This window comes from Paenibacillus ginsengarvi (assembly GCF_003626695.1).
In the GTDB taxonomy this organism is placed as follows: Bacteria; Bacillota; Bacilli; order Paenibacillales; family NBRC-103111; genus Paenibacillus_AB; species Paenibacillus_AB ginsengarvi.
This window is the reverse complement of record NZ_RBAH01000015.1, coordinates 139,172-161,574: the sequence shown is the minus strand read 5'-3', so window position 1 is coordinate 161,574 and position 22,403 is coordinate 139,172. Positions and strand designations below refer to the sequence as shown.

Sequence of the window (22,403 nt, the reverse complement as noted above, 5' to 3'; positions counted from 1 at the left end):
CGGGGTTTGCAACACGCCCTAGAAACGGCCTTCCTCCCCATCCTGTTGTCGTACCGTGCCGTCAGGGTGCTCCAGCTTTAATTCCAGCCCGTTCTCCGTCTGCTTCCATTCCACGGTGATGTCGCCATACGGCGTCGGGATCTTGCCTGCAGCCTTGTGAAATACCGACCTGACCGGCTCTACCCGGAATACCCGGAAGCCGGGCTCTACCGGTCTAACCCCGAGTATATAAGCGTAGTAAAAATAAACGGGAATCGCCGACCAGCCATGACACAAGCTCCCGGCCTGACCGAACGCTTCGGCCCCTTCCTTCGTCTCCCAGAAGCTTGTAGCCCCGCGGTACAGCATATGCCCCCAATCGTCCGCGATCGTACCTAATACGAGCTGCCCGTATCGCTCCGGCTCGTCAAGCAAAGCCTTGAACTTGAACAAGGCGTAGCTGAGCGAAACGGGCACCCATCCGTGCCCCGTCGAAGAAAGCCGCTGCCGGAGTCCGCCCGCGAGAGACTCCGGACAAACGCGTGCGCAGAGCGCCAGCGACTGGGTTAATTCGGCATAGTGCTCCTCCTCGCCCTCCCCGGCATACGTGCGGTAGGCCTGGGCGGCCGAATCCCAAAATCGCTCATGAACGGCCGCTTTCACCTTGTTCGCGGTTTCCGCATAACCGCGGGCGGCCGTATGATCTCGACAGCCGTTCGCCATTCGGCCCGCCGCTTCCAGCGCCATCGCCAAAAACAGATTAAGCGGCGCATCGAATCGTTTGTTCGCCAGCCCTTTGTACCCGGGCGCTGTTGCTCCCGCACCGTTCAAGCCGTCCGCCCAATCGTAAAAGTTCCAATACGCTGAGCTTCCCGGAGTTTCCAGCAGGCCGTTAAACAACTGGGCCGTATGCCGGTCCATCATTCGCCGGACGATGCCGAGATTCGCTCTTGCCTGTTCGAAGTCGCCGCTGTACAGCAAGTGCTCCTCCAACTGAACGATCCATATAAAGCTGAACGACGGAATCGTAAACGGCGTCTTCGCCGGAGCGGTCAGCTCCAAATAACAGTCGTCCTTGAGCCCTTCACCGAAAAGCCGGTTCGAGGCGGCCGGAAAGTCATACTCGCCGAAGCAGTAATAGCCGCACAAAGCCTGATTTCTCGAATCCATGGCATACAGCGCCTGTTCGCGCCAGGGCGTATCCTCATAGTGCTCGTGCATGCACAGATGCAAGGTGCGAACGGCCACCTGCTCGATTTGTTGGTGCAGCCTGTCGGGACAACGAAACTCGCCCTTTGGTTCAACCGGGTATTCGACAGACCGGAGTCCGGCGTAATACAGTGTAAACGTATCCCGAACGCCTCCGATATGAAGCTGCAAGTAACGCCCCGCCCACCTTTTCATATAATGGGTGAACGTTTGCCGCCCTTCTCCGCAGCGGTAGCGGGTTGCGAAATGTTTGCCGCGTACCGAGGCGCGGACCCGCAGATCGTCCAGATGCTCGCCATAGGCGATGTCGATTATCGTGCCTTCCTCTCCGTCCAGCTCCAGCTCGAGAAAACCGCATTGCTCCCGCCCCATGTCGAGCACCAAATACACGCCGCCGTTTGGCTGGAACGCTTCGGGCTTGATCGACAGCCCGCCGGAGGAAGGAAGGCGGAGCGAGCCGCCGTCCTTGACGATGGACCTGGACAGCCGGTGGGATAAATAATCCCGCTGCATCACTTCCGCAACGATAGCGCCCGGCGACTCGTCAAGTCTTGCGAATAAGCCTTGGGCAATGAGAGATGCGCCGCAGCGCTCTTTCACTTCAAGCTTGCGTACCGGCCGTTCGTACCAGCCCGGATACGCGTTCGTCGCCCGCCCGGCCTCGGCACGCTTCCACGCGTCCGTCATCCGGTAGTCCGGATCGGTCCAGCCGTCGCCGCCGGACGCATCGTATTCGAACGTAAAGCCCAGTTGGGCGGTGCTTATCGGGAGCGGTCCGGACGTATAGGCCGGCGATACCCGGCAATAGGCGTCGCCGCCGCTTCTAATTGTTTTTTCTTTCATTTCCAGCGTATAGATCAACCCAGGCAAGCCTTGTATATACTGGAAGCTGTTAACGCCCTGATAGTAGGCCAGCACGCATAACACATTTTTTCCCTGGCGCAAATACGGTCCGATCGGCAACACGTCGTATGCTTTATGGTCCGGGAAGTCGTCATACTGTCCGGAGTCCGCAAACCGTCCATTGATCCATACGGCGTATTCCGTATCAACGGAAATATACAGCTTCGCTTCTTCCGCCAGATCGGACAAAGTAAACTCGTGGCGAAATTCCACATATTGATTTCCTTCGTCACGGCTTCCTCCGTTCCACATCCAGACCGAATCGTTCAACCCCTCCATCATCCGCGCTCCCCGACATATAGTTCATCAAACCAAGCCTCGCCGTTCGCAGCCGTATCGGACAACAGGTAAACCTGAACGTACCCCGTTGTCGAAGCAGCCGTAACCTCCAGCTTGTATAACGTCCAACCGGAATTGTGCGGGATCTCCTTCCACGTATACCCGATCGTGGAAACGCCGTCCTGTTTGACTTGTCTCAAGCCGATCGATACGGTTCCGGCGGCAGCGCTGTTTTTCACCCAGCCACGCAGCACATAGTTGACACCGGGCTCCGCCGCTATCAGATCGGAGTTAATGACGTTCCAGGCGTTAGCAGCGTCAGGCTGTAACGAAACCGCATATTGTCCGCCATAAACAGCGTCCTGCACCCAGTTTCCCTTGCGCATCAGCCAGCCGGCGGGTCCCGTTCCCGAAACGTTAGCCTGCTCGAAGCCCGGATTGATTAGTCTGTTTTTATCCACAGAAGCCTGAACCGGGATTGACCGAACGAGCTTCCCGTCCGCCTTCACCTGGATCGTAGCCGTGTAGACACCGTCAGTGACGCTTTGCGGCAAGTAGACCGTACCGCTGACCGTCGCTTGCTGATTGCCCGGTACAAGCAGCGGGGCTGGAACCTGAACAGTCATGCCGGACACGGGCGGAACCTGCTCGAACCCGACCTCTAGGCTTCTCGGCACATTGTTTTTTACGTTCAGCGTAAACGGATAACTGCCGCCTTTATTTGCCCGAATGACACCCGGCTCTGTCTGCACCGTCAGCAAATCCGTGTAAGACGAACGCAGATACTTATCCGTCGTAATCCGCACGCCAGGCTGATTGGCATACTCGAACTCGACGAAAGCCTGAAGCGGATAGCTGCTAAGCGATAAAGGTCCGGCGATACGGAAGCTGAACGTTTCCGTAGCCGATTGGCCGCTGCCGAGCTGGGCAACGGTGCGCGTATCCGGCTCCAGCCCGAACGCCTCCGGAAGCTTAAGCGTGACCTGCACATTCTGCAGTCCGCTCCCGGCTCCGTTACGCATTGTGAACGCAAGCTCGTTAAGCTCTTCCTGGCCGACCAGCAGGTCCCCTTCGACTTGGAGTTCGCTCTGCACATACGAGGCGGCGATCGGCCCGAGCTGCTCTCTGATTCCACCAAGAGCGCCGAGCATATCCGGCTTGGGTGAGCCGCTGCCGAGCTGGTTAGCCCAATCCGCCAATAACGCCGTAAGGCCGAAAGCCTGAATCGCGGCTTGGACGGCTGCGTCGGGGTCGGGAGCGCTGCCGGCGAGTTCGTCCCGGATCGCGTTCAGCTTGGCCTCAAGCTGGCTCACGCCGGAAGTCCACTGGACATCCGCAGAAAGCCCGGACGCTTGCGCCGAGATCGCCAATGCGTCCATCATCCTGCTCTCGAACGAGGTAATCCGGTACAGGAGCGACTGCTTCGGGCCAAGGTCCACAGTCAGCGCACCGCCCTGACTATCCAGCACCGAGCGAGTATCCCCATATAACAGTTCCGCGCGATAACCCGTAATGCCGAGCGATATGCTCATTTCGCGATTAACATCGCTCGTATTTACAGCTGCGGCGTAACGGACGCCCCCGTCTTCCCAAACGGCCCAGCGGCCGTATTCCGTCTGCCCTTGGCCGATTCGGCTTCCTTCCGTCACAAGACGGCCGAACAGGCCCAATTCTTCACGGAAGTCGACCAGCCCCGGCCACAGCTCGGAATCGCGCAGCTGGAACGTATTTTCATTGACCGAATAATAGGCGATCCCCTGCAAACCGTTCAGCAGCGACTGATAAGCCGTATTACGCACGTCCGCAATCGTCGGCAGCACCGGCCAATTCGGCGGATTGTACATCGCTTGCAGCACGTTCCAGACGGGTTTCTCTCGAGCCGCCTGCTTGGCCATAGCGGTGCGTTCGCCAACGAGGGAGATCGGATCGCGCGGGATCGTATATACATCGGTTACCAAAATATCCGTTACCTTGGCCGTCTCTGCGTAATACGGCGGCAGCGCCTCAACCATATAGGTCGGATGCGCCTTGTCGAGCGAACGAATCAGCCCGTAGGCGTCGGCAAGCTCTTGCAGCGTTTTGCCGTTGGAGAACGGTTCGTCCATAATCATCCAGGCGAGCACCGCCGGGTGCGTTTTGAACCGGTTTACGAACAAGGCGGTTTGCGCCGCATTTTCCTTCACCTTCATGTTGTAGTACAGCGGAACCATCACCTTCAGCCCGCTCATCTGCGCAGCATCGAGTGCGCTCTGCAGCGCATTGGCGCTGTTCGTGACGATCCCTTGCACCGTATTGATTCCCGCTTCGTGCAAATATGGGTAGTCGGTTAAACGCACATGATACGCCGCAATCGGGAAAAACGGCTCGCCGTCCACCAGAACCGTTCCGTCGCTGCGAAGCATCGTCGGGCGGTCGATCCGGTACACGAGAGAGGTCACCGTGTCCATCACCGCATTCGAGCTGTCCAGCAGACGGACCTCCACCCGGTACGGTTCGTCCTTGACCATCAGCGACGGGTCGAAAGGAAAGCTCATCGGCAGCGCCGCGCTGCCGTGAGCATAGGTCGCCATAACGACGCCGGTTGAATCCCGATACACGCGCGCTTCTGCGTGCAGCTGCTCAAGCGGGGTGACGGGCGAGTGAAAAGCGGCCTTCACCGTCCCCTCTTCCGCGTCGGCATAGTAGAAGATCCGGTCGGTCGTCAGATCGATCAGCGGCTTCGTCTTCACCAGAGTGAACGAAGCGTCGTCCCAATCCACGGACCCGGCTCCGTACATCCGCAAGTAGACGAGAACAAGTCCGGCTTCCTCGGGAATCGCGGCCTCGAACCGCAAATTTTGCCAACTGCCCGTCAGATCGGCGGCGGGCACATTTTTCTGCATATCGTACGCACTAAGCCGATTGGCCGCCGTTCGCACCTGGCCTTTGTAATATTCGAATTTCACGCCTACGCTTCCGCTAACTCCGGGCGACTTCAGCCAGACCGACACGTCGTATACCGCGCCCGGCTCGACGAGTACATCCTGCGCGATCCACGGATTGGTACTCTGGGTCGTTTCGATCCGGATTCCTGCCGAGCCCGAGCGCGCCGCTTCGGGAAGCAGCCGAATCTCGGGGTTGGTCCAGCCGCCCATCGCCAGCCAGGGGAGAGGCTTGCTTTCGGCCGTTTGCTCGAAGCCTCCGTTTTGCATGACGTCGTCGCCTACGTTTTGAGCGATTGCCGGCGGTGTCGACGCCGTTATACCAAGCAGTTGAAACAGCAGCGCTAGCAGACAAAGGATTGCGATATTGGGCTTGACGGACTTCCATCGCCGATTCGGCGGCCATGAGCCAGATCCATTCATGTGTACCCCTCCATTTGCCTTAAGTTTACGAACAGGTTGTACCTATTTATTTTTGAGCTTCGCGTCGGCGATCGTTTTCTCGGCCTGCTCTTGCGCTTCGCGCAGCGCCGTATTCACATCTTTTTTCCCTTCGATCACCTGCTGCACATACGGCGTAAGCACTTTCTCAACTGACAGCAGATAAGGATTTTTCGGAACGCTTGGGGCGATCTCGTTGTAATACAGCGCTCCCCAGTTTTTGTCCTTGAACGGCGTATCCTGGGCAAATGCTTTCCTTACGGCCGCGCTGGTCAGAACGGGCATATTGCCTTTTTTGGCTTCGGGCATCTGGAATTCTTCAGATCCCAAATATTTGATGACCTCCATCGCCTCGTCCTTGTCCTTCGCCATCGAGGTCATGCCGAACACGACGGGCATGGACTGCGAGCCGACCTTCGGCTTCTCCTTGAACGTAGGCAGCGCCACCAGATCCCAATTGATATCGTTGATATTCGGGATCGAAAACGGGAAGCTCGAGTTAAACACGAACATGCCCAGCATCGGCGTATCTGTAAATTCAAGCCGGTACGGAAGCTTCTTTTTGCCGGTGACGAACTTCTGGTAGCCTTCGGTTTTTCCCGGCGTCAGCAGGTACGTCTCGAACAGCTTGTTCCAGGTGCTGTCGAGGAAGGTCGGCTTGTCCGTCTTGGCGTCCACATAAGGGATTGAATATTGGTTGTTGCCCAAAATATGGGCCGGCGAAGCCGTAAATCCGATATAGGAGACGCCTCCGTCTTCGCGGTCGAGCTTTTTCCCCAGCTCCTGAACTTCATCCCAGTTCATCCCGTCCTTCGGATAAGGAACGCCGAATTTATCGAATATCGATTTGTTGTAGTACATGACCTGAATCATGTTGCTGACCGGAAGCGCATACAGCTTGCCGCCGCCCGAGGCTTTCAAGCCTTCGATGATCCGGGGCTCGAACGCATTCAGATCGACGCCGTGTTTTTTGGCTAGATCTGTCATGTCGAATTCCAGCTTGGAGCCTTGCGCCAATTCGAAATAATACGAATCGGTCTGAAACAAAATATCTACGCGCTGCCCGGTCGCGAGCAAGTCCTGAAGCGTGCTCCCCGCCTTGCTCTGGATGTATGTGATTTTGTAGTCGGGGAATTTTTGACGAATGCGGTTCCCGTAGTTCGCATCGAAGCTTTCCGGCGTCCCCCCATTGTTCGTATGAATGACAAGCTCGACCGGCTCCGAGCGTTTGACCGGCTGGCTGCCTCCTTCGGCAGTAGCTCCACCGCCACTCTTTCCTTGTTCCCCGCCGCCTCCGGAACAGCCTGATGCCGTTAGCATTATGCCGGCGATCAGTGCCGGAACTACATACTTGCTCACTTTGTTAACCTTGGTTGCCATGTTCGTTTCCCCCTGCTTCATGTGATTAACTTGCCGTGATGGTTTGACCCCGCTGACCGTACGATCAGGTAATCCTGCTGTGGCGGAAACCGATTACTGCCACGTGTATAACCGGCCGGCTCCATTCCCGTCACCTGCCAGCCGAACGGTTCACGTTTATCATAAGGCCGGAAAGGCAAATCGGGCTTTGACGCAAAGGTCAAACGTTTTGTCAATCCGGTCAGAACCGCCGGCTCCGCCTCGGTGAAAATCCCGGATGTTCCTTGCCCTTTCCCGGTTTGCAGCTCCCCCGGGCTGGAGCGACAGCCTGTTTCCCCCTCTTTTTTTCAAATCGGAACGGAAATATAATAGAATTGCTAGCGATACCGCTCACTATCATCGGCTGCAAGCGATTTCAATTGGTTCAAGGGGGAATCCGGCCCATGCGTCCCAGACATACGCTCAAAGAAGAACTGACCATTCGCAAGCTGGTCACCTTTTATTACCGGGAAATGTCCAAACATTTTTATACGCGAGGGGAAAGACATGATTTCTGGGAGTTCATCTATATCGATAAAGGCGAAGTGGAGTTTTTTACCGATCTGGGGACGTATCATCTCAGACAGGGCGACATCCTGTTCTTCATGCCGAATTTGTTTCACGGCGGAAGGGCCTTGAACAAGACGACTTCCAATATCATCATTCTCTCGTTCGAATGCGATGCGGCATGCATGTCCGTTTTTGAGGGGGACTGCCGCTTTCGGCTGCAGGAGGATGAGTACCGCATCCTGTCCTTTATCGTGCAGGAGGGGCTGCTCGCCTTTGATCCGCCCGTCAACTCGCCCAATATATCCGGCTGTCCGCATGAGAAGGAGAGCGCCGTATTCGGCGGCGAACAGCTGATCCGCAATTATTTGGAAATTTTTTTGATTCGTCTCATTCGCCGAAGGAGAGCGGAGCAAAGCGCAGAGAGACAAGCTTCGCCGGTCGGGGAAAAACCGGGCAACGAATCGTTTACGAACATGATTCATTTTATGCAGCGCAATATCGCTCAAAATTACACGCTCGACCAGTTATGCGACATTTTCGCGATCAGCCGCACGGGGCTGAAAATGCTGTTCAAGGATCATGCCGGAATCGGAGCGATGGAATATTTCAATCGGCTGAAAATAGATCGGGCCAAGCAGCTCATCCGCGAGGAAAACGGGAATATTTCGGCGATCGCGGAAAACCTCGGCTACAGCAGCGTGCACCATTTCTCCAGACAGTTCAAGCGGCTCTCCGACATGACGCCCTCCGAGTATGCCCGATCGATTCTCGCACGTACGAAAAGAATCGGCGGCTGAGCACAAAAAAACGGACGCCTTCCACATGGAAGGGTCCGTTCTATTCTTTATCGTTTGACGCCGCAGCAGGCAGCCGCTCACCGCTCGACTACGACGAGCAAATAGCCGGGGATGGGCGGAAGCGGAATGCGCGTATAACCGCCGACCTCGTCGAACGCAAGCGGCGTTTGGTCCGGTGCCGTGTACACGCGTTTCACGTCGCCTCCGCGGATGTGGACAATACCACCGTGTACGACGTTATGCTCCTCGATCACATTGTACTTCCCGCGCAGCTCCGGATACGTCGTCTTGATGTGAATCAGCTCCATCCCGCCCTTGCGGGTCACGCCGATCCGCGCCGTAGACGGCAAACCTTCCGTGCGGACGAGCGGCTCCGGCATAAGCTGACGGATGCAATATTGCAGCAATTGTTTGTCTGCCGGATATGCCTGGTGCCAGTAGCTAAAAAACAGCCGGTGGGCGATCTGAATCACCTGGCCCGAACGCGCAACCGCCGCGTGGCCGGAGACGTCTGCCGGCGGCGTGTAAAAATAGCCGTGAAACCCGTCCCACATCTTATTCGAATACGGTTCGCAGTCCTCGGCGATGACCGTGCAATCCGCGCCTTTGTTCAAACGTATCCCTTGCCGGTAGGCGGCGTATTTGAAGTCCGGCTCGAAGCCGGCGGACGGCTCCAGCATCTTGTAGTAGGAGACGTTCCGCGAATCGGCGCCGCCGAATTCCATGTTCCAGGCATCGATCGCAAACCCGGTCCGCTCTTCGTTCAGGCCGGAGAAGCCCGTGCTTACAATCCCTTTTCCTTCCGCCAGATGCTCCTCCAGCTTCGCTTTCAGCACCGACGTAATTGTAATTTCGTCAGGCAGCACGATCAGCTTGTAGGCCGAGAAATCCCCCGTCTCCCAGACAATATCGAACGTATACTTCAGCTCGCCCAGCATACGCGCAGCCGCATACAGCAACTGCTGCCCTTTCTGAAAACGCGGGTTGTTAGAGCCGAGATCGCTGCCCTCCGGCAAAACGACCGCTATATCCGCGGCTGCGACAGCCCCGTCCGTCCAAGGCTCTAGCCGTTCGACATCCTCGTACACGTCCGCGATCTGGCGGTAGACGGTGGCATCGAGTCCGTCCCGCGGATGCATATGGTCGCCTACCGACGTTCCGATGCCGTTCATAAGCGCATCCCAGACATCGTACTCCAGCGAGGCTTTGCTCTTCAATCCGCCGAAATCTCCCCAGTTGGCATGGAACCGCCCCGTCATATACAGCACCTGCTTGCCCAGCGTCCGGGCGAAGGCCGCCTGCGCGGCGAAATAGTCATAACCCCATGCGCCGGGCAAGCATTCGATCTCGATATGAGTGCCGAGCCCTTCGCAATGCACGTGCCCGAGCCCGTTCGGCAGCAGCAGCAGATCGTCACCGGTAATCGCCTTGACATCCCAACAAAAGTCGATGACCGTCTGTCTCGTAAACGCCTCCACTTCCTTGTCGTTCAAAGGATCGCCGCCGCTTGCGTGCAGCAGCTCCTGACATTCGTTCCCGTAGCACGGGTTCATCACCAGGCAGTCGAGAAAAATGCCGTCGACCGGATACCGCTCCACGACTTCCCGGATCATCCCGAGCGTATAGTCGCGATAGCCGGAATTCAAACACATCAAGCGAAAAAAGTTCCCCGTCCGGTCTCCCCAGATGACCTGACCTTCCTTGTTCACGACCGACCAGTCCCGGTGCTTGCGCGCCATCTCGTGATCGAGACCGATATTGAAGTAAGCGGCTACGCCGATGCCTTCCTTATGGCATTCCTCAATTATCTCTCCCAGCATATCCCCCTTCATATACGGATAAGGGACGCCGATCTCGGTCGGGTAGTAAGCGAATCCAAGATTGCATTTGGCGAATACGTTAACAAAATCGACCTTCGCCTGTTTCAGCGTACGGGCAAACTCCCGGGCATCGAATCCGGCGGCAAAATCGGTTACATTCGGCATCGTGTGAAAGTCGAGATGGACGGCTCGTTTCAGCTTTCGCATGGGACGACCTCGATTCTGGTGGAATGAATATGGTTTTACATTATATATTATATAATATATTGAATGCATTCTGTTTGTCTATTCATTTTTCCAGCTTGGATCGAATCCAATTTGTTCAGTTTTTGTCTATATGCATTCCATATACTGGAACTGAGTATATATCAAATAAAGGAGGTTTTCTATGAACACACCAGTCAAAAAGTATGCGGCCGAAGCGATCGGAACGTTCGTGCTCGTTCTGTTCGGCTGCGGCAGCGCCGCAACGGCGGGCGGCAATCTCGGCAACCTGGGAATCGCCTTCGCCTTCGGTCTGGCCATCGTGGCGATGGCGTACGTGATCGGCTCCGTATCCGGCTGCCATGTCAATCCGGCCGTATCGCTGGCAATGCTGCTTCTGCGCAAGCTGTCGGCCGCCGATTTCGTCGGCTACGTCATCGCTCAGATCGTCGGCGCTATCGCGGGAGCGGCCGTGCTGTATGCGATCATCGCCTCGACCGGGGCGGACGTCACGAGCCTGGGCCAAAACGGCTTCGGCGATGGCTACGGCATCGGGATTACGATGACGATGGCCGTGATCGTCGAGATTATTTTGACATTCGTCTTCATTTATGCGATTCTCGGCGTCACCTCTTCCCAAAGCCATGGTGCCGTTGCCGGGCTGGTCATCGGCTTGACGCTTGTATTCGTACATATTTTGGGGATCGGTCTGACGGGGACTTCCGTCAACCCGGCGCGAAGCCTGGGTCCGGCGCTGCTGCTCGGCGGCAATGCTTTATCGCAAGTTTGGGTATTTCTCGTCTCCCCGCTTATAGGGGGAGCGCTGGCCGCAGCCGTTTACCGCTGGCTCAATTCGTCGCGTCAGGCGTAAGCGAAGAACGAAGAACGTGAAGCAAATGCCGTACTCGCGAAATGAAGCTTGGCTGTAGAGGGATTCCGCTTCCTAGCCGAGCTCCGTAATAACGGAACTGAAACTTCCGCTAAAAGCTGCATACCCTTACTTCTTGCCCCGATAACGGAATTAGAAGTTCCGCTATACCCTCGGCAGGAGCCGATTTCGTCCCCTATTGTCAGATTTAACGGAACATTAGCTTCCTCTATCGGGCCGTTTCCGCCTCTTTTGGCACGTTAACGGAACAAGCGCTTCCTCTATTCCTGCCGGCAGTTCATTGCTTCGAATTACATACAAAAACGGGGACGACCGATGTCGTCCCCGCCTTTTTGCGCGAGTTAAATTTCCTTTTTGCGGCCGATAAGCAGAAAAGCGCCTACCAGCAAGATCGCCACAGCAATAATCGGCTGACCCGAAATTTTTCCGAGCAGCGCGCCTGCGGTGAAGATGATGAAAAACAATACCGACAGCACAGTCAAAATGTTGATCGGGATCAGCAGCCATTTGTTGCGGCCGCCGAACCAGTAAAATTCGAACAAGCCGACCGCGGGGGCGAAAATAAATCCGGGCCACATATACTCCCAGCTGTCGAACAGCATCGCGACCTGGCAGACCATCCCGGCTATGAGCAAAACGCCGCCCGGAATGAGCAGCCCTACACCCTTGCGCCCGATCATTTTGAAATACATCCAGTGGAAAAACAGCCCCAGCGGAATAACGAACAAGCTAGGCCAAAAATACGCGAATATGTCCCCGGTCCCGTATGATCCGCCTTGATTCAAAAACAAGTACGCTCCCAGAAGCATGAGCACTGCGCCCAAAATCGCCCTGATCTTCATCGTGCAGCTCCTTTACGATCATTGTTGCTTCCATCATACCATACAGGGCCGCGTACCGTACTCGTTCTCCGGCGTGATCCTTCCCCAGACTTAAGTCCAGTACGTATGGCAGACGGCAACGACGCGCCCTGACCGGGCCTCCTCAGCCCAACATGGCCGCCTGGCGCTTGTACTGATCCTCGAGCACGAGACAGGCCATCGCTTCGATAACCGGCACAATTCGCGGACATATGCACGGGTCGTGTCTGCCCTCGGTCATGATCGTATGCTCCTCGCCGCTTATACGGATCGTCTGCTGCGGCTTCGAGATCGAAGAGGTCGGCTTGACGGCTATGCGAAAAACGATCGGCTGCCCCGTACTGATCCCGCCGACGATGCCGCCTGCATGATTACTCATGAAGCCGGAGGCGTTCATCGGATCGTTATGCTCGCTGCCGAGCATATCCGCTGCGGCGAACCCGGCTCCGAATTCGATCCCTTTGACAGCCCCGACCGACAGCATCGCCTTGGCCAGCTCGGCATCGAGCTTGTCGAACACCGGCTCGCCGATGCCCGGGGCCACACCGTGAATGACGCATTCCACGATGCCGCCGCAGCTGTCCCCGGCAGCGGAGAGCTGCTCGATCTTGCCTATCATCGCGCGGGCGGCTTCGGGATCGCACGCCCGGACGGCATTGCGCTCAATCTCGCTTTCATCGAACGTTTCGCACTCGATGCCGGCTATAGCCTTCGTGTACGCCACGACGCGCACGCCTCTGCGCTCCAGCAGCTTGCGCGCAACCGCCCCCGCCGCCACCCGGCCGGCCGTCTCCCTTCCCGACGCTCTGCCGCTGCCGCGGTAATCGCGGATGCCGTACTTTTGCAAATACGTATAGTCGGCATGACCGGGACGGAACGCCAGCCTAATATCGTCGTAAGCCTGGGGCCGCATATCCTGGTTGTACAGCAAAATCATGATCGGAGTCCCCGTCGTTTTCCCCTCGAATACCCCGGAGACGATATGGACGATGTCGTATTCCTTCCGCGGAGTCGTCACCGAAGACTGCCCCGGCTTCCTGCGGTCCATCTGCGCCTGAACGTCCGAGATGTCCAGCTCGACGCCCGGCGTTACTCCGTCTATAATAACGCCTACCGCTTCGCCGTGCGATTCTCCGAACGTCGTAATGCGGAAACGTTCGCCGAACGAATTGCCTGCCATACGCGCTGCCTCCTGCCATACTCAAGTTGTTTGAACTCGATTATAACGGGAAGCTTGCAATAAATGAAATTGGAATATCCGAGATCAGGCATAGAATGACTCTATATCACAACACACCCGCTCGCCACATCCCCTGACTCCGCTGCACCGCACAGTCAGCCGGTCTCCTCTACTCTCCAAGCGGAATAACGATGTTCCACGTTTCAGTCGCATCGGAAAAGCCTTTCTTGCCATCGGAAACGGCCGCGAACAGATGCGTCGGCCGGCCGTTCTGGAACAGCAGAAACGGGCGCTCCATATTGCCCAGCGTCTGGGAGGTTCCGTCATCCCAGCGAATCGTGCGCGAATACGAACGCGGCTCCGCCGACAGCTGCCAGTCTAGGCCGTCCGGGGAATAGGCATGAATGCCCCCGTACTTTTCGCCGCACAAATCGCCGTTCATATCTTTGGCGATCAGCTCGTAGCCCGCTTCCGTTTTCCAAATGAACGGGTCTTCGAGATGGAATCGCTCCGGCGGAAATATCGGCTGCTCGCTAACGACCCGGTAAGGCCCCTCGTAATGATCGGCGCGCGCCGCTCCGATCGTCATCCCCCCGTGAGCGTTCCCCTCGTACTTGCGAGCTTTGTAGATGACCAGCACAGAACCGTCCTCATGGACGCAAGGAGCGGGGTTCGACGTAAGGAAGCTGTCGAACTTTCCCGGCCTCGTGTCCAGGATCGGCGTATCCAGCCTTTTCCACGGGCCGAAGACGCTATCGGACACAGCCAGTCCGATTCGCTTGTTCGCTCTCGCTACGATACATCGCGGGTCGTTAAGCCCGTAACCGTCCCCCGGAACCGGGTCCGGCAGCGGATGCGTCGAGCCCATGTAGTACAGCAGATACTTGTCGCGGAACTTGACGATATGAGGATTGTGCGTGCTGCGCCCGTCCCAGTATTCGGCTCCCCGCGCGGGCAGTACGACCTCCTGAAACTCGTACGGGCCTTCCGGCCGGTCGGCGACGGCGCGCACCACCTCCGAATAGACGAGCCAGCCGGGATGCATCGGCACCGACTTCGGCCAACGCGAAGCAAACAGATGATACCGGCCGTCCTCGCCCAGAACCGCTGAGCCGCACCATACCCAGTATCCGTCCATTCGAAATCCGCCGCCTCGCGGGGCGGGAAGCAAACGATTAAACATAACAACAAGCTCCCCCTATCGTGACAAACTGGCAGACAAGGCGCCAGCCTCCTCGTGTGTTAGGCGCGATCAAAAAAATAATAGACCAATCCGTTGTTGTTAAGAAAAGGCGTAGTTACCGCCTGTGGCAAGAACAACATCAGGTCCGCTATTTTTTTGATCGCGCCTTACATCCAATCGTAACGAATCGGGCGGGAAAAAGATATGGACAATCCAAACGAATCGTATGCATTTTTTTAAGGGATTTCCGAAAGAAGTCCTCTTCCTCTTCAGGGAAGGGATGAATTTCGGTTAGACGAAGAGGGTTTGCCCCGAACGGGATGCGAAAAGCATCGAACGCTAGTGGAGATCCCGTAAGACCTTTCTCCCTAAGAAAGGCAACGATCGTCGAAACAAGAAGCCCCCGCCTCTGTTGGCGGTGGGAGCTTTCACGGTAATCGCTCGCGCTCCTGCCCGGCGTTCCGCCTTCCCAGCGAAGCCATCAAATGCTCGTAGGTCAGCCCGTACTTTTCGGCGATATCCCGGGCGTAGCTGCTCCCTTGCGGACGCGAGCGGACGATTTTGTAGCTGCGTGCGGCCGTCCCGTTTTCCGTCTCCATTTCTGCGGTCAAGCTGTCGATCCGGCAAACGCTCGACTCCAGGCGGCCGTTTAACTCGTCGATGCTGCGGGCCAGATCGTGAAGATGCGTAGCAAACAACACCCGGCACCCTGACTCGCGCAAGCCTAGCAGCACTTGCTCGGCGATAAAGGTCGCCTCCGAGGCGCTTGTGCTCGAGAACGTCTCATCCATTAGCAGCAAACTATGGCCGGTCAGCTTCTCGCATATGCGCATCAGGCGCTCGCATTCGTCGGCGAAGCGGCCGTTCGCGTATCTTTCTTGCCGGTCGGGAAAGTGAGAGTAGATCCGGTCCACGGGACTGATCGATGCCGAGAAAGCCGGCACGAACAAACCGAGCTGAAACAGCAGCTGCGCCATCCCGACCGCCTGCACGAAAACGGTTTTGCCGCCTTGATTCGGACCGGTCAAAATATAAATCATGCCGTCATCGTCAAACTTCATTTCGTTCAGCACGACTTTACCTTTCTCGCTGTCGCCGCCGCTCGGCTGCATATTCAGTGCAACGACCGGATTGTAGAGCCCCTTCACAGTAAATGTCTTGCTCTCCATCGGACACACTTCGGGCTTGCACAGCGGCATTCCGGCGGAGAGCAGCCGCTTCAGCAGCGCCACCCCGCCGACCAGAAAACGAATCTCGTCTACGAATCTCATAACGAATCTGGATTTGGCAATCGTGAACGCGCGAACCACCGGCCTCCAATTCTTCATCGAAGACTTCAGCATCGTGTGCAGCGCTCCGTTTACTGCGGACTTCATGGCAACCAGCTGCTCCGGCGTCAACCCTTTGCCGACCGGCTCAAGCGGGGCAAGACACGTAAAGCCGTCATTCGCAAAATCGATCCGCAGCAGCCTGTCGATCAACTGCCCCGAGCGAAACGACTCCGTATGGACAGCGACAACGCCGGCTTCCGCAGGACGGAACCGCGCATCGAGATTCACCCCGATCGTCATACTTTTGATGCTGCGAATGCTTTGCGACATTTTGGCATATTCGGCTTTCAGCGAGCCATGCGCCGGGTCCTCGTACAACTGCCTGATTTCCGCTGCAAATGCCTTGAAAGCCCTCGATTGAAAGTCTTTAGGCTCTCGGCAAAAAAAATCGTACAGCTTCTCGAGCAAGCCGACATACACCTCGATCTCGGAAATGGCCGTCAAATAGTCGTACATGTCAACGTCCGTTTTCGTGTTCGTTTGATGCAGCTCCTTCATATCTTCCAGATCGGGCAGCAGCTTCTCGAGCAGTTTGAACAACGGCTCGTGATTCAATATATCCTCCACTGCTTCGAGCCGGTAACGGATCACCTCGACCCGGTCGGTCAAATATACGGACGGATGCTTTTGAGCCGGCTTGAATTTGAACGCACGCCGCATTTCGCCAAACAACGCTTCCGCCTGAAGCGCGGTAATAACCGATAGATCGGCTACAGCCGTCTCCTCTCCGGAATATGCCGAGTATTCCTCCGGGTACAACAAGCTCCAACTGGACGTATTCATAGACATGTTCATATCCCTCCCAAGACGGTGCCGATATACGTCCGGAGCGGACCCGCGAGTAAAATGGAAACGATCCAGACGACCGACGAAGATGAGTGCAACAGCACCCTCGAATAGCCGTGCCCCCACCAATCTCTGGAGAGCACATAATACGTGAACAGCAAATAAACAAACAGCGGAAAACTGATCATGATAAAAAAGCTATACGACATGAAAACGATTCCAAACAAACCGGCCCAATGACGCAGCAGACGAAGCAGCAGCCAGTGGCGCGGCGGTGAAATGAGCAGCGGCTGCTCCGGGCCGCTTTGGATCATGCGAATCAGCAGTTGGGTTACATTACCTAAAAGTCGCATTCGGCCTCACCCCAGATATTGGCACTTTCCCTTAATCGTACCACAATCCTCCGTAGTCATGAAGACATAAAAAGCTCATAAAACGATGATATTCCGTTATCATCTTCAGCTCTCATAGAAAAACGTCCTCAGGCAAATACTATGCGGACGAGAATCGATATACTCCCGGAAGGTACTGGTTGATGCGATGAGCACATTTGCCCCGTTTCGCGAAAAAAAACAAAGAAAACTGCTCGTAAGCACAGGGCTTAGCTGGCTATTCGACGCTATGGACGTCGGGATGATCTCCTTCATCGTAGCGGCGCTCGCTGTAGAATGGCAGCTCGGTTCGCAGCAGATCGGGCAGCTGACGGCGATCAACTCGATCGGCATGGCCGCAGGCGCGGCTGTAGCCGGAGCGCTTGCCGATACGTACGGCCGCCGGGTCGTGTTAATCGCAACGCTGCTTCTGTTCTCGCTTGCCAGCGGCTTATCCGCGTTCGCCGGAAGCTTCGCGATGTTATGCGCACTGCGATTCATCGCCGGCTTCGGCCTCGGGGGAGAGCTTCCGGTCGCATCGACGCTCGTATCGGAGTCGGTGCCGCTTCAAGATCGCGGCCGTACCGTCGTCCTGCTGGAAAGTTTCTGGGCGGCCGGCTGGATCGTCTCCGCACTTATCTCTTATTTCGTCATTCCGCTGTACGGATGGCGGACAGCCTTCGTCATCGGAGCGGCACCGGCTCTTTATGCGCTTTACCTCAGACGGGCGGTTCAGGATTCTCCGCGCTTTGCGCTGCAGCAAGGCCGGAAGCCGACGTTTCGCGAGCGAGCCGCCTCGGTATGGTCGGCCCCGCACCGGTCGTCCACCATTACGCTGTGGGTACTATGGTTTACGGTCGTATTCTCGTATTACGGCATGTTTCTGTGGCTGCCGACGGTTATTGTGATGAAAGGCTTCGGTCTCGTCAAAAGCTTCCAATACGTCCTGATCATGACGCTTGCCCAGTTGCCCGGCTACTTCACGGCCGCTTATTTTATCGAGAAATTCGGCAGAAAGTTCGTGCTGATCGCCTACTTGCTGCTAACCGCCGTAAGCGCCGTCTGGTTTGGCAGCGCGGAAACGGTAGGCAGCATAATCGGCGCCGGGATCTGTTTGTCGTTTTTTAATCTGGGCGCCTGGGGAGCGATGTACGCTTATACGCCGGAGCTGTATCCGACCGCGATCCGCGCCACCGGCGTCGGGTTCGCCAGCTCGTTCGGCCGGATCGGCGGGGTGCTCGGGCCTTACACGGTCGGCCTGCTCGTGGCTCGGGGCGTCGGCATTGCCTCCATCTTTATCGTTTTTTTCGCGGCTATTGTAATTGGCGCCATCACCGTCTTCGCCTTGGGCAGAGAGACGAAAGGAACGGACCCGGATCAGCCCCGCTCGGCCGCCAAAGCGTACTCCTGAACGAAAAAAAGGCCGCCCGCCGGAACCCGAAAGCTCCGATGGGCAGCCATTTCAATGTCTACAAGATGCTTAGCTTGCTATGATCAGCCTTACCGATGAGCGGCAACAGCCGCCTTCAGCTCGGCCAGCGGACGAACGCCGACATAGGTCGCAACTTCGGCCCCGTCCTTGAACAGTTTCAGCGTCGGAATGCTCATAATTCCGTATTGGCCCGCCGTTTCCGGATTATCGTCCACGTTCACTTTGGCGATCGTCAGCGCGTCGCCCTCCTGCTTGCCAAGCTCTTCGAGAATGGGAGCGATCATTTTGCAGGGGCCGCACCACGGCGCCCAAAAATCGACGAGCACAAGTCCTTCCCGGACGGTGCTTTGGAATTGCGAATCGGAAACATTAACGATAGCCATTACAGATCCTCTCCTTGTATTTATTTATTTTATGAAAATCGAATCAAATATCGATGGAATTGCGGAAACGGGTGTCGCTGATCCGGTTGTGAATCGGCAGTGCCGCCGGCAGCGTTTGCTTAGAGTCGGCGGAACCGAGCTCACTGCTCAGCGAATCGAACCAGTCTTTATCGTGAGTGGCCAGCGCCAGCTCAATCAGATCAAGCAGTTCCGCTTTTTCCGCGGGAGCGGCATCCGGCATTTTCTTCACTTTGGAGAGCGGCGCTTCTATCGAAGTGCCGATGGCCGATTCGCGGTCGCACTGCGTTACCCATACGCGGACCGAACCACCTCGAACCGCTTCGACAAAACCAATAAATTTCTCGTCCCCGGCGGATGTGCCGGTTACCCAATCGCCTGTTTGCAGCAGTATGCTCCAATTCATCGTTCTCAGCCTCCTCGCAATCTGTCATCATTATAGTAACAGATTGATGAAAAAAATTTACTGCTTTAACTTCTGCTTTTCTTTTACGCGTTTCAGAACGTCCCCGATCGTCACCTGCTGCAAGTGTAGCAGTAGCTGCTGCTCCGCCTCGCCGAAAAGCTGGTCCATCACTTCGGCCATGTTGCAGGCAACGATACATGCTTCCTCTTCGCTGCCGGAGCACCAGCCCGGCTTCAGCGTGCCGATGCAAGTCGCCTTGTACAATTCGGCAAGCGTAACCGACTCTGGACTGCGGATCAAATAAAAGCCTCCGCCAATGCCTTCCTTGGTCGCCACGAATCCTTGCTTCCGCAAACCGCTCATCACTTTGCGCAGACGCGACGGGTGGGTATTTACATTGCGTGCGATGCTATCGCTCGTTGCCATTCGGTCAGGCTTATACGCCAAATATACCAGACTGTGCACCGCAATCGTAAACTCGCTGTTCACCCTGTACGCCCCTTTCCGTTTGCTTACTGTTATTATATTAGTTACAGTTAGAAATGTCAACGGCTTTTGCTGCGATTCCGCTGCAATTGCCAGGGCAATCGCTATTCAGGGTTTTGAGGGTGGATACACGGCCGCTACGGAAACATTTGATCTTCCACCCGCTCTTACAATCGGATTCCTTGATTGAATCATTCTAAGGTTGGAATCCCGCTTGTAAAGGCGACCTCTTCGCTTTCCAGATGCAAATGTTCCACTCCGCTCCTTTTTTCCCTGAATAGCGATTGCCTGCTGCGATTTAGAAGTACGACCACAGAGGCTACCTGAAACAAGCAGCGACCTGCCGCTAGGACAAGTCGCCGCCATGACTCCGCCGCTATTTTCCGCTTCATCCCGTTCTCAGGCCAGATATATCTGCGCTCCCTACACTCAAGTCGCCTTCGTCGTTAACAAAGGAAAACGTGACTTGATTACCGTCCGGACTGAAGGTCGGATGCGGATGAGCGGGATGCCGGTCGCCGCACCGTATCTCGCACAGCAACCGGGAAGACCCGCCGTGCAGATCGATTAGCACAATCCGGCTTTTCGACTGGTGCGGCATCGTATCCGCAGCCGCCCAGCGGCCGTCCGGACTGACGCTTACATGCCAGTAAGGGTAATCGCCGCACACGAGCGCCGGAGATGAGCCATCCCGGCTTACAGAATAAATACCCGAAGGCTGCAGCGGGCTATGCGGATATTTGACGAAAACCAGCTTTTCTCCGTCGTGCGACCAGATCTCGTGCCCGACATATTCGCCCAGCAAGCCGTCAGGCATCATTTGCTGCGCATACATATTGAGCAGATGGCCCGTTTCCGTATCGACGGACCAGATGCGGTCCCGAATGACATGCGCCGGACCTTCGTGGGCGAAAAACAGCACGTTGTCATACACCGGGTTCACCTGCGTATGATTGGCGCAGTGATTCGGCCTGGCGAAGCCCGGCTCGGCCGCCCGGTGAATGTCACCGGTCTCCGTATCGATCCAGCCGATCGTATAGTTGTCATCGTCCGTACACCAATAGACGCCGAGCCTGCTTCCGGTATCGTTTACGGAGAGCGGCTCCTTGAACGTAACCGCGGGGTCGTGGCTGCAGACGACAAAGCGGTGTCCGGTCGCCAAATTTGCGGCGTATATCCGGTGGTCGCCCTTCAAGTAATAGACGATGTTTTGCCGCGATACGACCGCGCTGGCCCAGCATGCATCATCGATATACCTGCTGTCGCCGGTCGCCGTATCGAAGCGAACGAGCCGGCAGCGCAAGCTTTCGTCGATATCCGCGCAGAGGACAAGATGGCGGTTGTCGGTTTCCCAGCACATGGACGATACGTACAAGTGAGAAATATCGCTTCCTTTGCGGCTTATCACATCAATGGGAATATTCGCTGCCTCTTCCCGGTAACCGCTTCTGGACAGCTTGAGAGCGCCAGTAAAAACATAATCGTTAGTCGCCATTTTGCAAGTTGACCTCTTTTTCCTTTATCGTGTAACGAATCACTTTCTCGTACGGACGGCAAGCTCCAGCTCATACAGCTTGCTTTCGCCGGGCTCGAGCATGACGAGCGTTCCTTGCGCTCTTTCGGCGGCACGTCCTTCCACGAAACAGTTGGCCGGCTCCAGGCCAAGTACGTGGATGCCTTGACCCGGCATTTTCCATTGCACCAGATTCGGGAGCCGGCTCTTATCCCAGGTTAGCTCGACGCATACGGATTGCGATTCGCCGGAACATAGCGGGAAGCGATCGTTGACGATTCGCGCGATCGGCTTTGAATCGGTTCGGATATCGCGGTGGAAAAACACCTGCTCCTCCGTATCCGGCTCCGGCGCCTGCCAGCGGCCCCATCCGTCCGCCGCCGCACGATGCCCTCGGCTTGAAACCGCCGCTTCGGGGCATTCGACGATCGTTCGCTCGTCCATAAGCGGAAAGCCAAAATTAAAATGATACAAAATCATATGAGCCGCCCGGGTAAACCCGACATTCTCGACAACGTCCCGAATACGAATGACATTTTCGCCAAGCGAGCTCCGGATTTCCCTCGTCAGTCTCAGGTGGTCGCCGAATATCGTCGTTTCGTCGATCGTGCCTTTGACGCCGATCTCGTATTCATCGCCAATCCAGTTGCCGGCCGCAGCAACATGACGGGCGGGAAGATGATGAATTCTGCCGTGAAGTCCGTACTGCCGCCCCTCCTCTTCGCATGCGCTGCCGACATTCATGAGCCCGCATGTCATCAGAAGTCCGCCTGCGGCGGTTCGCAGCCATTCCGTCCGCTGCGCGTCATAGTAGGCCGGATGGGCGATGCCGCCCGGAGACAGCCAGCAGATCGGCACTCCCGCATATTCGCATAAGCCGATGTCCATCCCGCGGGAAGGAAGCACCTCATAGCTCAGCCCGGCCCCCGTCCTCACCCGGATGAACTCGACAGCGTCTTCCATCCCTTCCGTTCCCCTCATCCGCTGTACGCCGCCGATCTGCTCGATCCGACCAACCCTAGCTTCGATTTCCCTTCTGGTCCATTCGCGGTTATACAGCTTCACCGGCTTGCCCTCCGTTTCAAACGCGTTGTTGTCCGGCAA

At 56.4% G+C, this 22,403-nt stretch carries 17 protein-coding genes; 3 read left to right on the top strand and 14 right to left on the bottom strand.

The annotated features are described in order from the left end of the window. Nucleotides 1-18: 18 nt before the first annotated feature. Genes D7M11_RS20495 through D7M11_RS20485 form a run of 3 tightly spaced genes read right to left on the bottom strand, consistent with a single transcriptional unit; the run spans nucleotide 19 to nucleotide 7,112 of the window. Nucleotides 19-2,373, bottom strand: coding sequence for a family 78 glycoside hydrolase catalytic domain (locus D7M11_RS20495; RefSeq protein ID WP_120749112.1), 2,355 nt, complete (start codon nucleotides 2,371-2,373; stop codon nucleotides 19-21). Then, nucleotides 2,370-5,714 (bottom strand): carbohydrate binding domain-containing protein, encoded by a 3,345-nt coding sequence (locus D7M11_RS20490; protein WP_120749111.1) that lies wholly within the window; start codon nucleotides 5,712-5,714, stop codon nucleotides 2,370-2,372. Before D7M11_RS20490 ends, D7M11_RS20495 begins: the two co-directional genes overlap by 4 nt. Before the next feature lie 42 nt (nucleotides 5,715-5,756). Beyond that, nucleotides 5,757-7,112, bottom strand: coding sequence for an extracellular solute-binding protein (locus D7M11_RS20485; RefSeq protein ID WP_158606748.1), 1,356 nt, complete (start codon nucleotides 7,110-7,112; stop codon nucleotides 5,757-5,759). Nucleotides 7,113-7,534: 422 nt separating this feature from the next. On the opposite strand from D7M11_RS20485, the gene D7M11_RS20480 reads away from it, so the two are divergent. After that, nucleotides 7,535-8,437: an AraC family transcriptional regulator gene (locus tag D7M11_RS20480; protein ID WP_120749109.1), complete on the top strand. Its 903-nt coding sequence runs from the start codon at nucleotides 7,535-7,537 to the stop codon at nucleotides 8,435-8,437. 77 nt (nucleotides 8,438-8,514) lie between these two features. On the opposite strand, the gene D7M11_RS20475 is transcribed toward D7M11_RS20480, so the two are convergent. Then, nucleotides 8,515-10,464, bottom strand: coding sequence for an alpha-amylase family protein (locus D7M11_RS20475; RefSeq protein WP_158606747.1), 1,950 nt, complete (start codon nucleotides 10,462-10,464; stop codon nucleotides 8,515-8,517). Between the two features lie 181 nt (nucleotides 10,465-10,645). Between D7M11_RS20475 and D7M11_RS20470 the strand changes: the two genes are divergently transcribed. Continuing rightward, a complete protein-coding gene (locus D7M11_RS20470) occupies nucleotides 10,646-11,332 on the top strand; it encodes an MIP/aquaporin family protein (protein WP_120749107.1) in 687 nt (228 codons plus the stop codon). 359 nt (nucleotides 11,333-11,691) lie between these two features. On the opposite strand, the gene D7M11_RS20465 is transcribed toward D7M11_RS20470, so the two are convergent. From D7M11_RS20465 to D7M11_RS20445, 5 genes are all read right to left on the bottom strand, one after another. Next, entirely contained in the window at nucleotides 11,692-12,192 is a 501-nt protein-coding gene (locus tag D7M11_RS20465) for a hypothetical protein (RefSeq protein ID WP_120749106.1), read from the bottom strand. A gap of 142 nt (nucleotides 12,193-12,334) precedes the next feature. Next, nucleotides 12,335-13,390, bottom strand: a complete 1,056-nt coding sequence (gene aroC, locus D7M11_RS20460) for a chorismate synthase (RefSeq protein ID WP_120749105.1) — start codon at nucleotides 13,388-13,390, stop codon at nucleotides 12,335-12,337. 169 nt (nucleotides 13,391-13,559) lie between these two features. Then, nucleotides 13,560-14,573 carry a glycoside hydrolase family protein gene (locus tag D7M11_RS20455; protein WP_120749104.1) on the bottom strand — a complete coding sequence of 338 codons (1,014 nt, stop codon included), beginning with the start codon at nucleotides 14,571-14,573 and terminating at the stop codon, nucleotides 13,560-13,562. Between the two features lie 428 nt (nucleotides 14,574-15,001). Next, nucleotides 15,002-16,693 (bottom strand): MutS-related protein, encoded by a 1,692-nt coding sequence (locus D7M11_RS20450; protein ID WP_158606746.1) that lies wholly within the window; start codon nucleotides 16,691-16,693, stop codon nucleotides 15,002-15,004. A 2-nt stretch (nucleotides 16,694-16,695) separates the two neighbouring features. Then, entirely contained in the window at nucleotides 16,696-17,043 is a 348-nt protein-coding gene (locus tag D7M11_RS20445) for a hypothetical protein (RefSeq protein ID WP_120749102.1), read from the bottom strand. 187 nt (nucleotides 17,044-17,230) lie between these two features. On the opposite strand from D7M11_RS20445, the gene D7M11_RS20440 reads away from it, so the two are divergent. Further along, nucleotides 17,231-18,472, top strand: coding sequence for an MFS transporter (locus D7M11_RS20440; protein ID WP_120749101.1), 1,242 nt, complete (start codon nucleotides 17,231-17,233; stop codon nucleotides 18,470-18,472). Between the two features lie 89 nt (nucleotides 18,473-18,561). On the opposite strand, the gene trxA is transcribed toward D7M11_RS20440, so the two are convergent. The 5 genes from trxA to D7M11_RS20415 form a co-directional block, all read right to left on the bottom strand. Next, the gene (trxA, locus tag D7M11_RS20435) at nucleotides 18,562-18,876 is read right to left on the bottom strand and encodes a thioredoxin (RefSeq protein WP_120749100.1); all 315 of its coding nucleotides are present in this window, start codon (nucleotides 18,874-18,876) and stop codon (nucleotides 18,562-18,564) included. Nucleotides 18,877-18,919: 43 nt separating this feature from the next. Further along, nucleotides 18,920-19,300 carry an IDEAL domain-containing protein gene (locus D7M11_RS20430; RefSeq protein WP_120749099.1) on the bottom strand — a complete coding sequence of 127 codons (381 nt, stop codon included), beginning with the start codon at nucleotides 19,298-19,300 and terminating at the stop codon, nucleotides 18,920-18,922. Nucleotides 19,301-19,357: 57 nt separating this feature from the next. Next, the gene (locus tag D7M11_RS20425; protein WP_120749098.1) at nucleotides 19,358-19,789 is read right to left on the bottom strand and encodes an RrF2 family transcriptional regulator; all 432 of its coding nucleotides are present in this window, start codon (nucleotides 19,787-19,789) and stop codon (nucleotides 19,358-19,360) included. Between the two features lie 385 nt (nucleotides 19,790-20,174). Beyond that, nucleotides 20,175-21,281: a TolB family protein gene (locus tag D7M11_RS20420; RefSeq protein ID WP_120749097.1), complete on the bottom strand. Its 1,107-nt coding sequence runs from the start codon at nucleotides 21,279-21,281 to the stop codon at nucleotides 20,175-20,177. Between the two features lie 39 nt (nucleotides 21,282-21,320). Next, nucleotides 21,321-22,403 carry an aldose 1-epimerase family protein gene (locus D7M11_RS20415; RefSeq protein ID WP_240041231.1) on the bottom strand — a complete coding sequence of 361 codons (1,083 nt, stop codon included), beginning with the start codon at nucleotides 22,401-22,403 and terminating at the stop codon, nucleotides 21,321-21,323.

Bases quoted from the DNA above. Each gene is read 5' to 3' on its own strand.
- D7M11_RS20495 (WP_120749112.1), bottom strand. From the start codon at position 2,373: ATGATGGAGGGGTTGAACGATTCGGTCTGGATGTGGAACGGAGGAAGC.
- D7M11_RS20490 (WP_120749111.1), bottom strand. From the start codon at position 5,714: ATGAATGGATCTGGCTCATGGCCGCCGAATCGGCGATGGAAGTCCGTC.
- D7M11_RS20485 (WP_158606748.1), bottom strand. From the start codon at position 7,112: ATGGCAACCAAGGTTAACAAAGTGAGCAAGTATGTAGTTCCGGCACTG.
- D7M11_RS20480 (WP_120749109.1), top strand. From the start codon at position 7,535: ATGCGTCCCAGACATACGCTCAAAGAAGAACTGACCATTCGCAAGCTG.
- D7M11_RS20475 (WP_158606747.1), bottom strand. From the start codon at position 10,464: ATGCGAAAGCTGAAACGAGCCGTCCATCTCGACTTTCACACGATGCCG.
- D7M11_RS20470 (WP_120749107.1), top strand. From the start codon at position 10,646: ATGAACACACCAGTCAAAAAGTATGCGGCCGAAGCGATCGGAACGTTC.
- D7M11_RS20465 (WP_120749106.1), bottom strand. From the start codon at position 12,192: ATGAAGATCAGGGCGATTTTGGGCGCAGTGCTCATGCTTCTGGGAGCG.
- aroC (WP_120749105.1), bottom strand. From the start codon at position 13,390: ATGGCAGGCAATTCGTTCGGCGAACGTTTCCGCATTACGACGTTCGGA.
- D7M11_RS20455 (WP_120749104.1), bottom strand. From the start codon at position 14,573: ATGTTTAATCGTTTGCTTCCCGCCCCGCGAGGCGGCGGATTTCGAATG.
- D7M11_RS20450 (WP_158606746.1), bottom strand. From the start codon at position 16,693: ATGTCTATGAATACGTCCAGTTGGAGCTTGTTGTACCCGGAGGAATAC.
- D7M11_RS20445 (WP_120749102.1), bottom strand. From the start codon at position 17,043: ATGCGACTTTTAGGTAATGTAACCCAACTGCTGATTCGCATGATCCAA.
- D7M11_RS20440 (WP_120749101.1), top strand. From the start codon at position 17,231: ATGAGCACATTTGCCCCGTTTCGCGAAAAAAAACAAAGAAAACTGCTC.
- trxA (WP_120749100.1), bottom strand. From the start codon at position 18,876: ATGGCTATCGTTAATGTTTCCGATTCGCAATTCCAAAGCACCGTCCGG.
- D7M11_RS20430 (WP_120749099.1), bottom strand. From the start codon at position 19,300: ATGAATTGGAGCATACTGCTGCAAACAGGCGATTGGGTAACCGGCACA.
- D7M11_RS20420 (WP_120749097.1), bottom strand. From the start codon at position 21,281: ATGGCGACTAACGATTATGTTTTTACTGGCGCTCTCAAGCTGTCCAGA.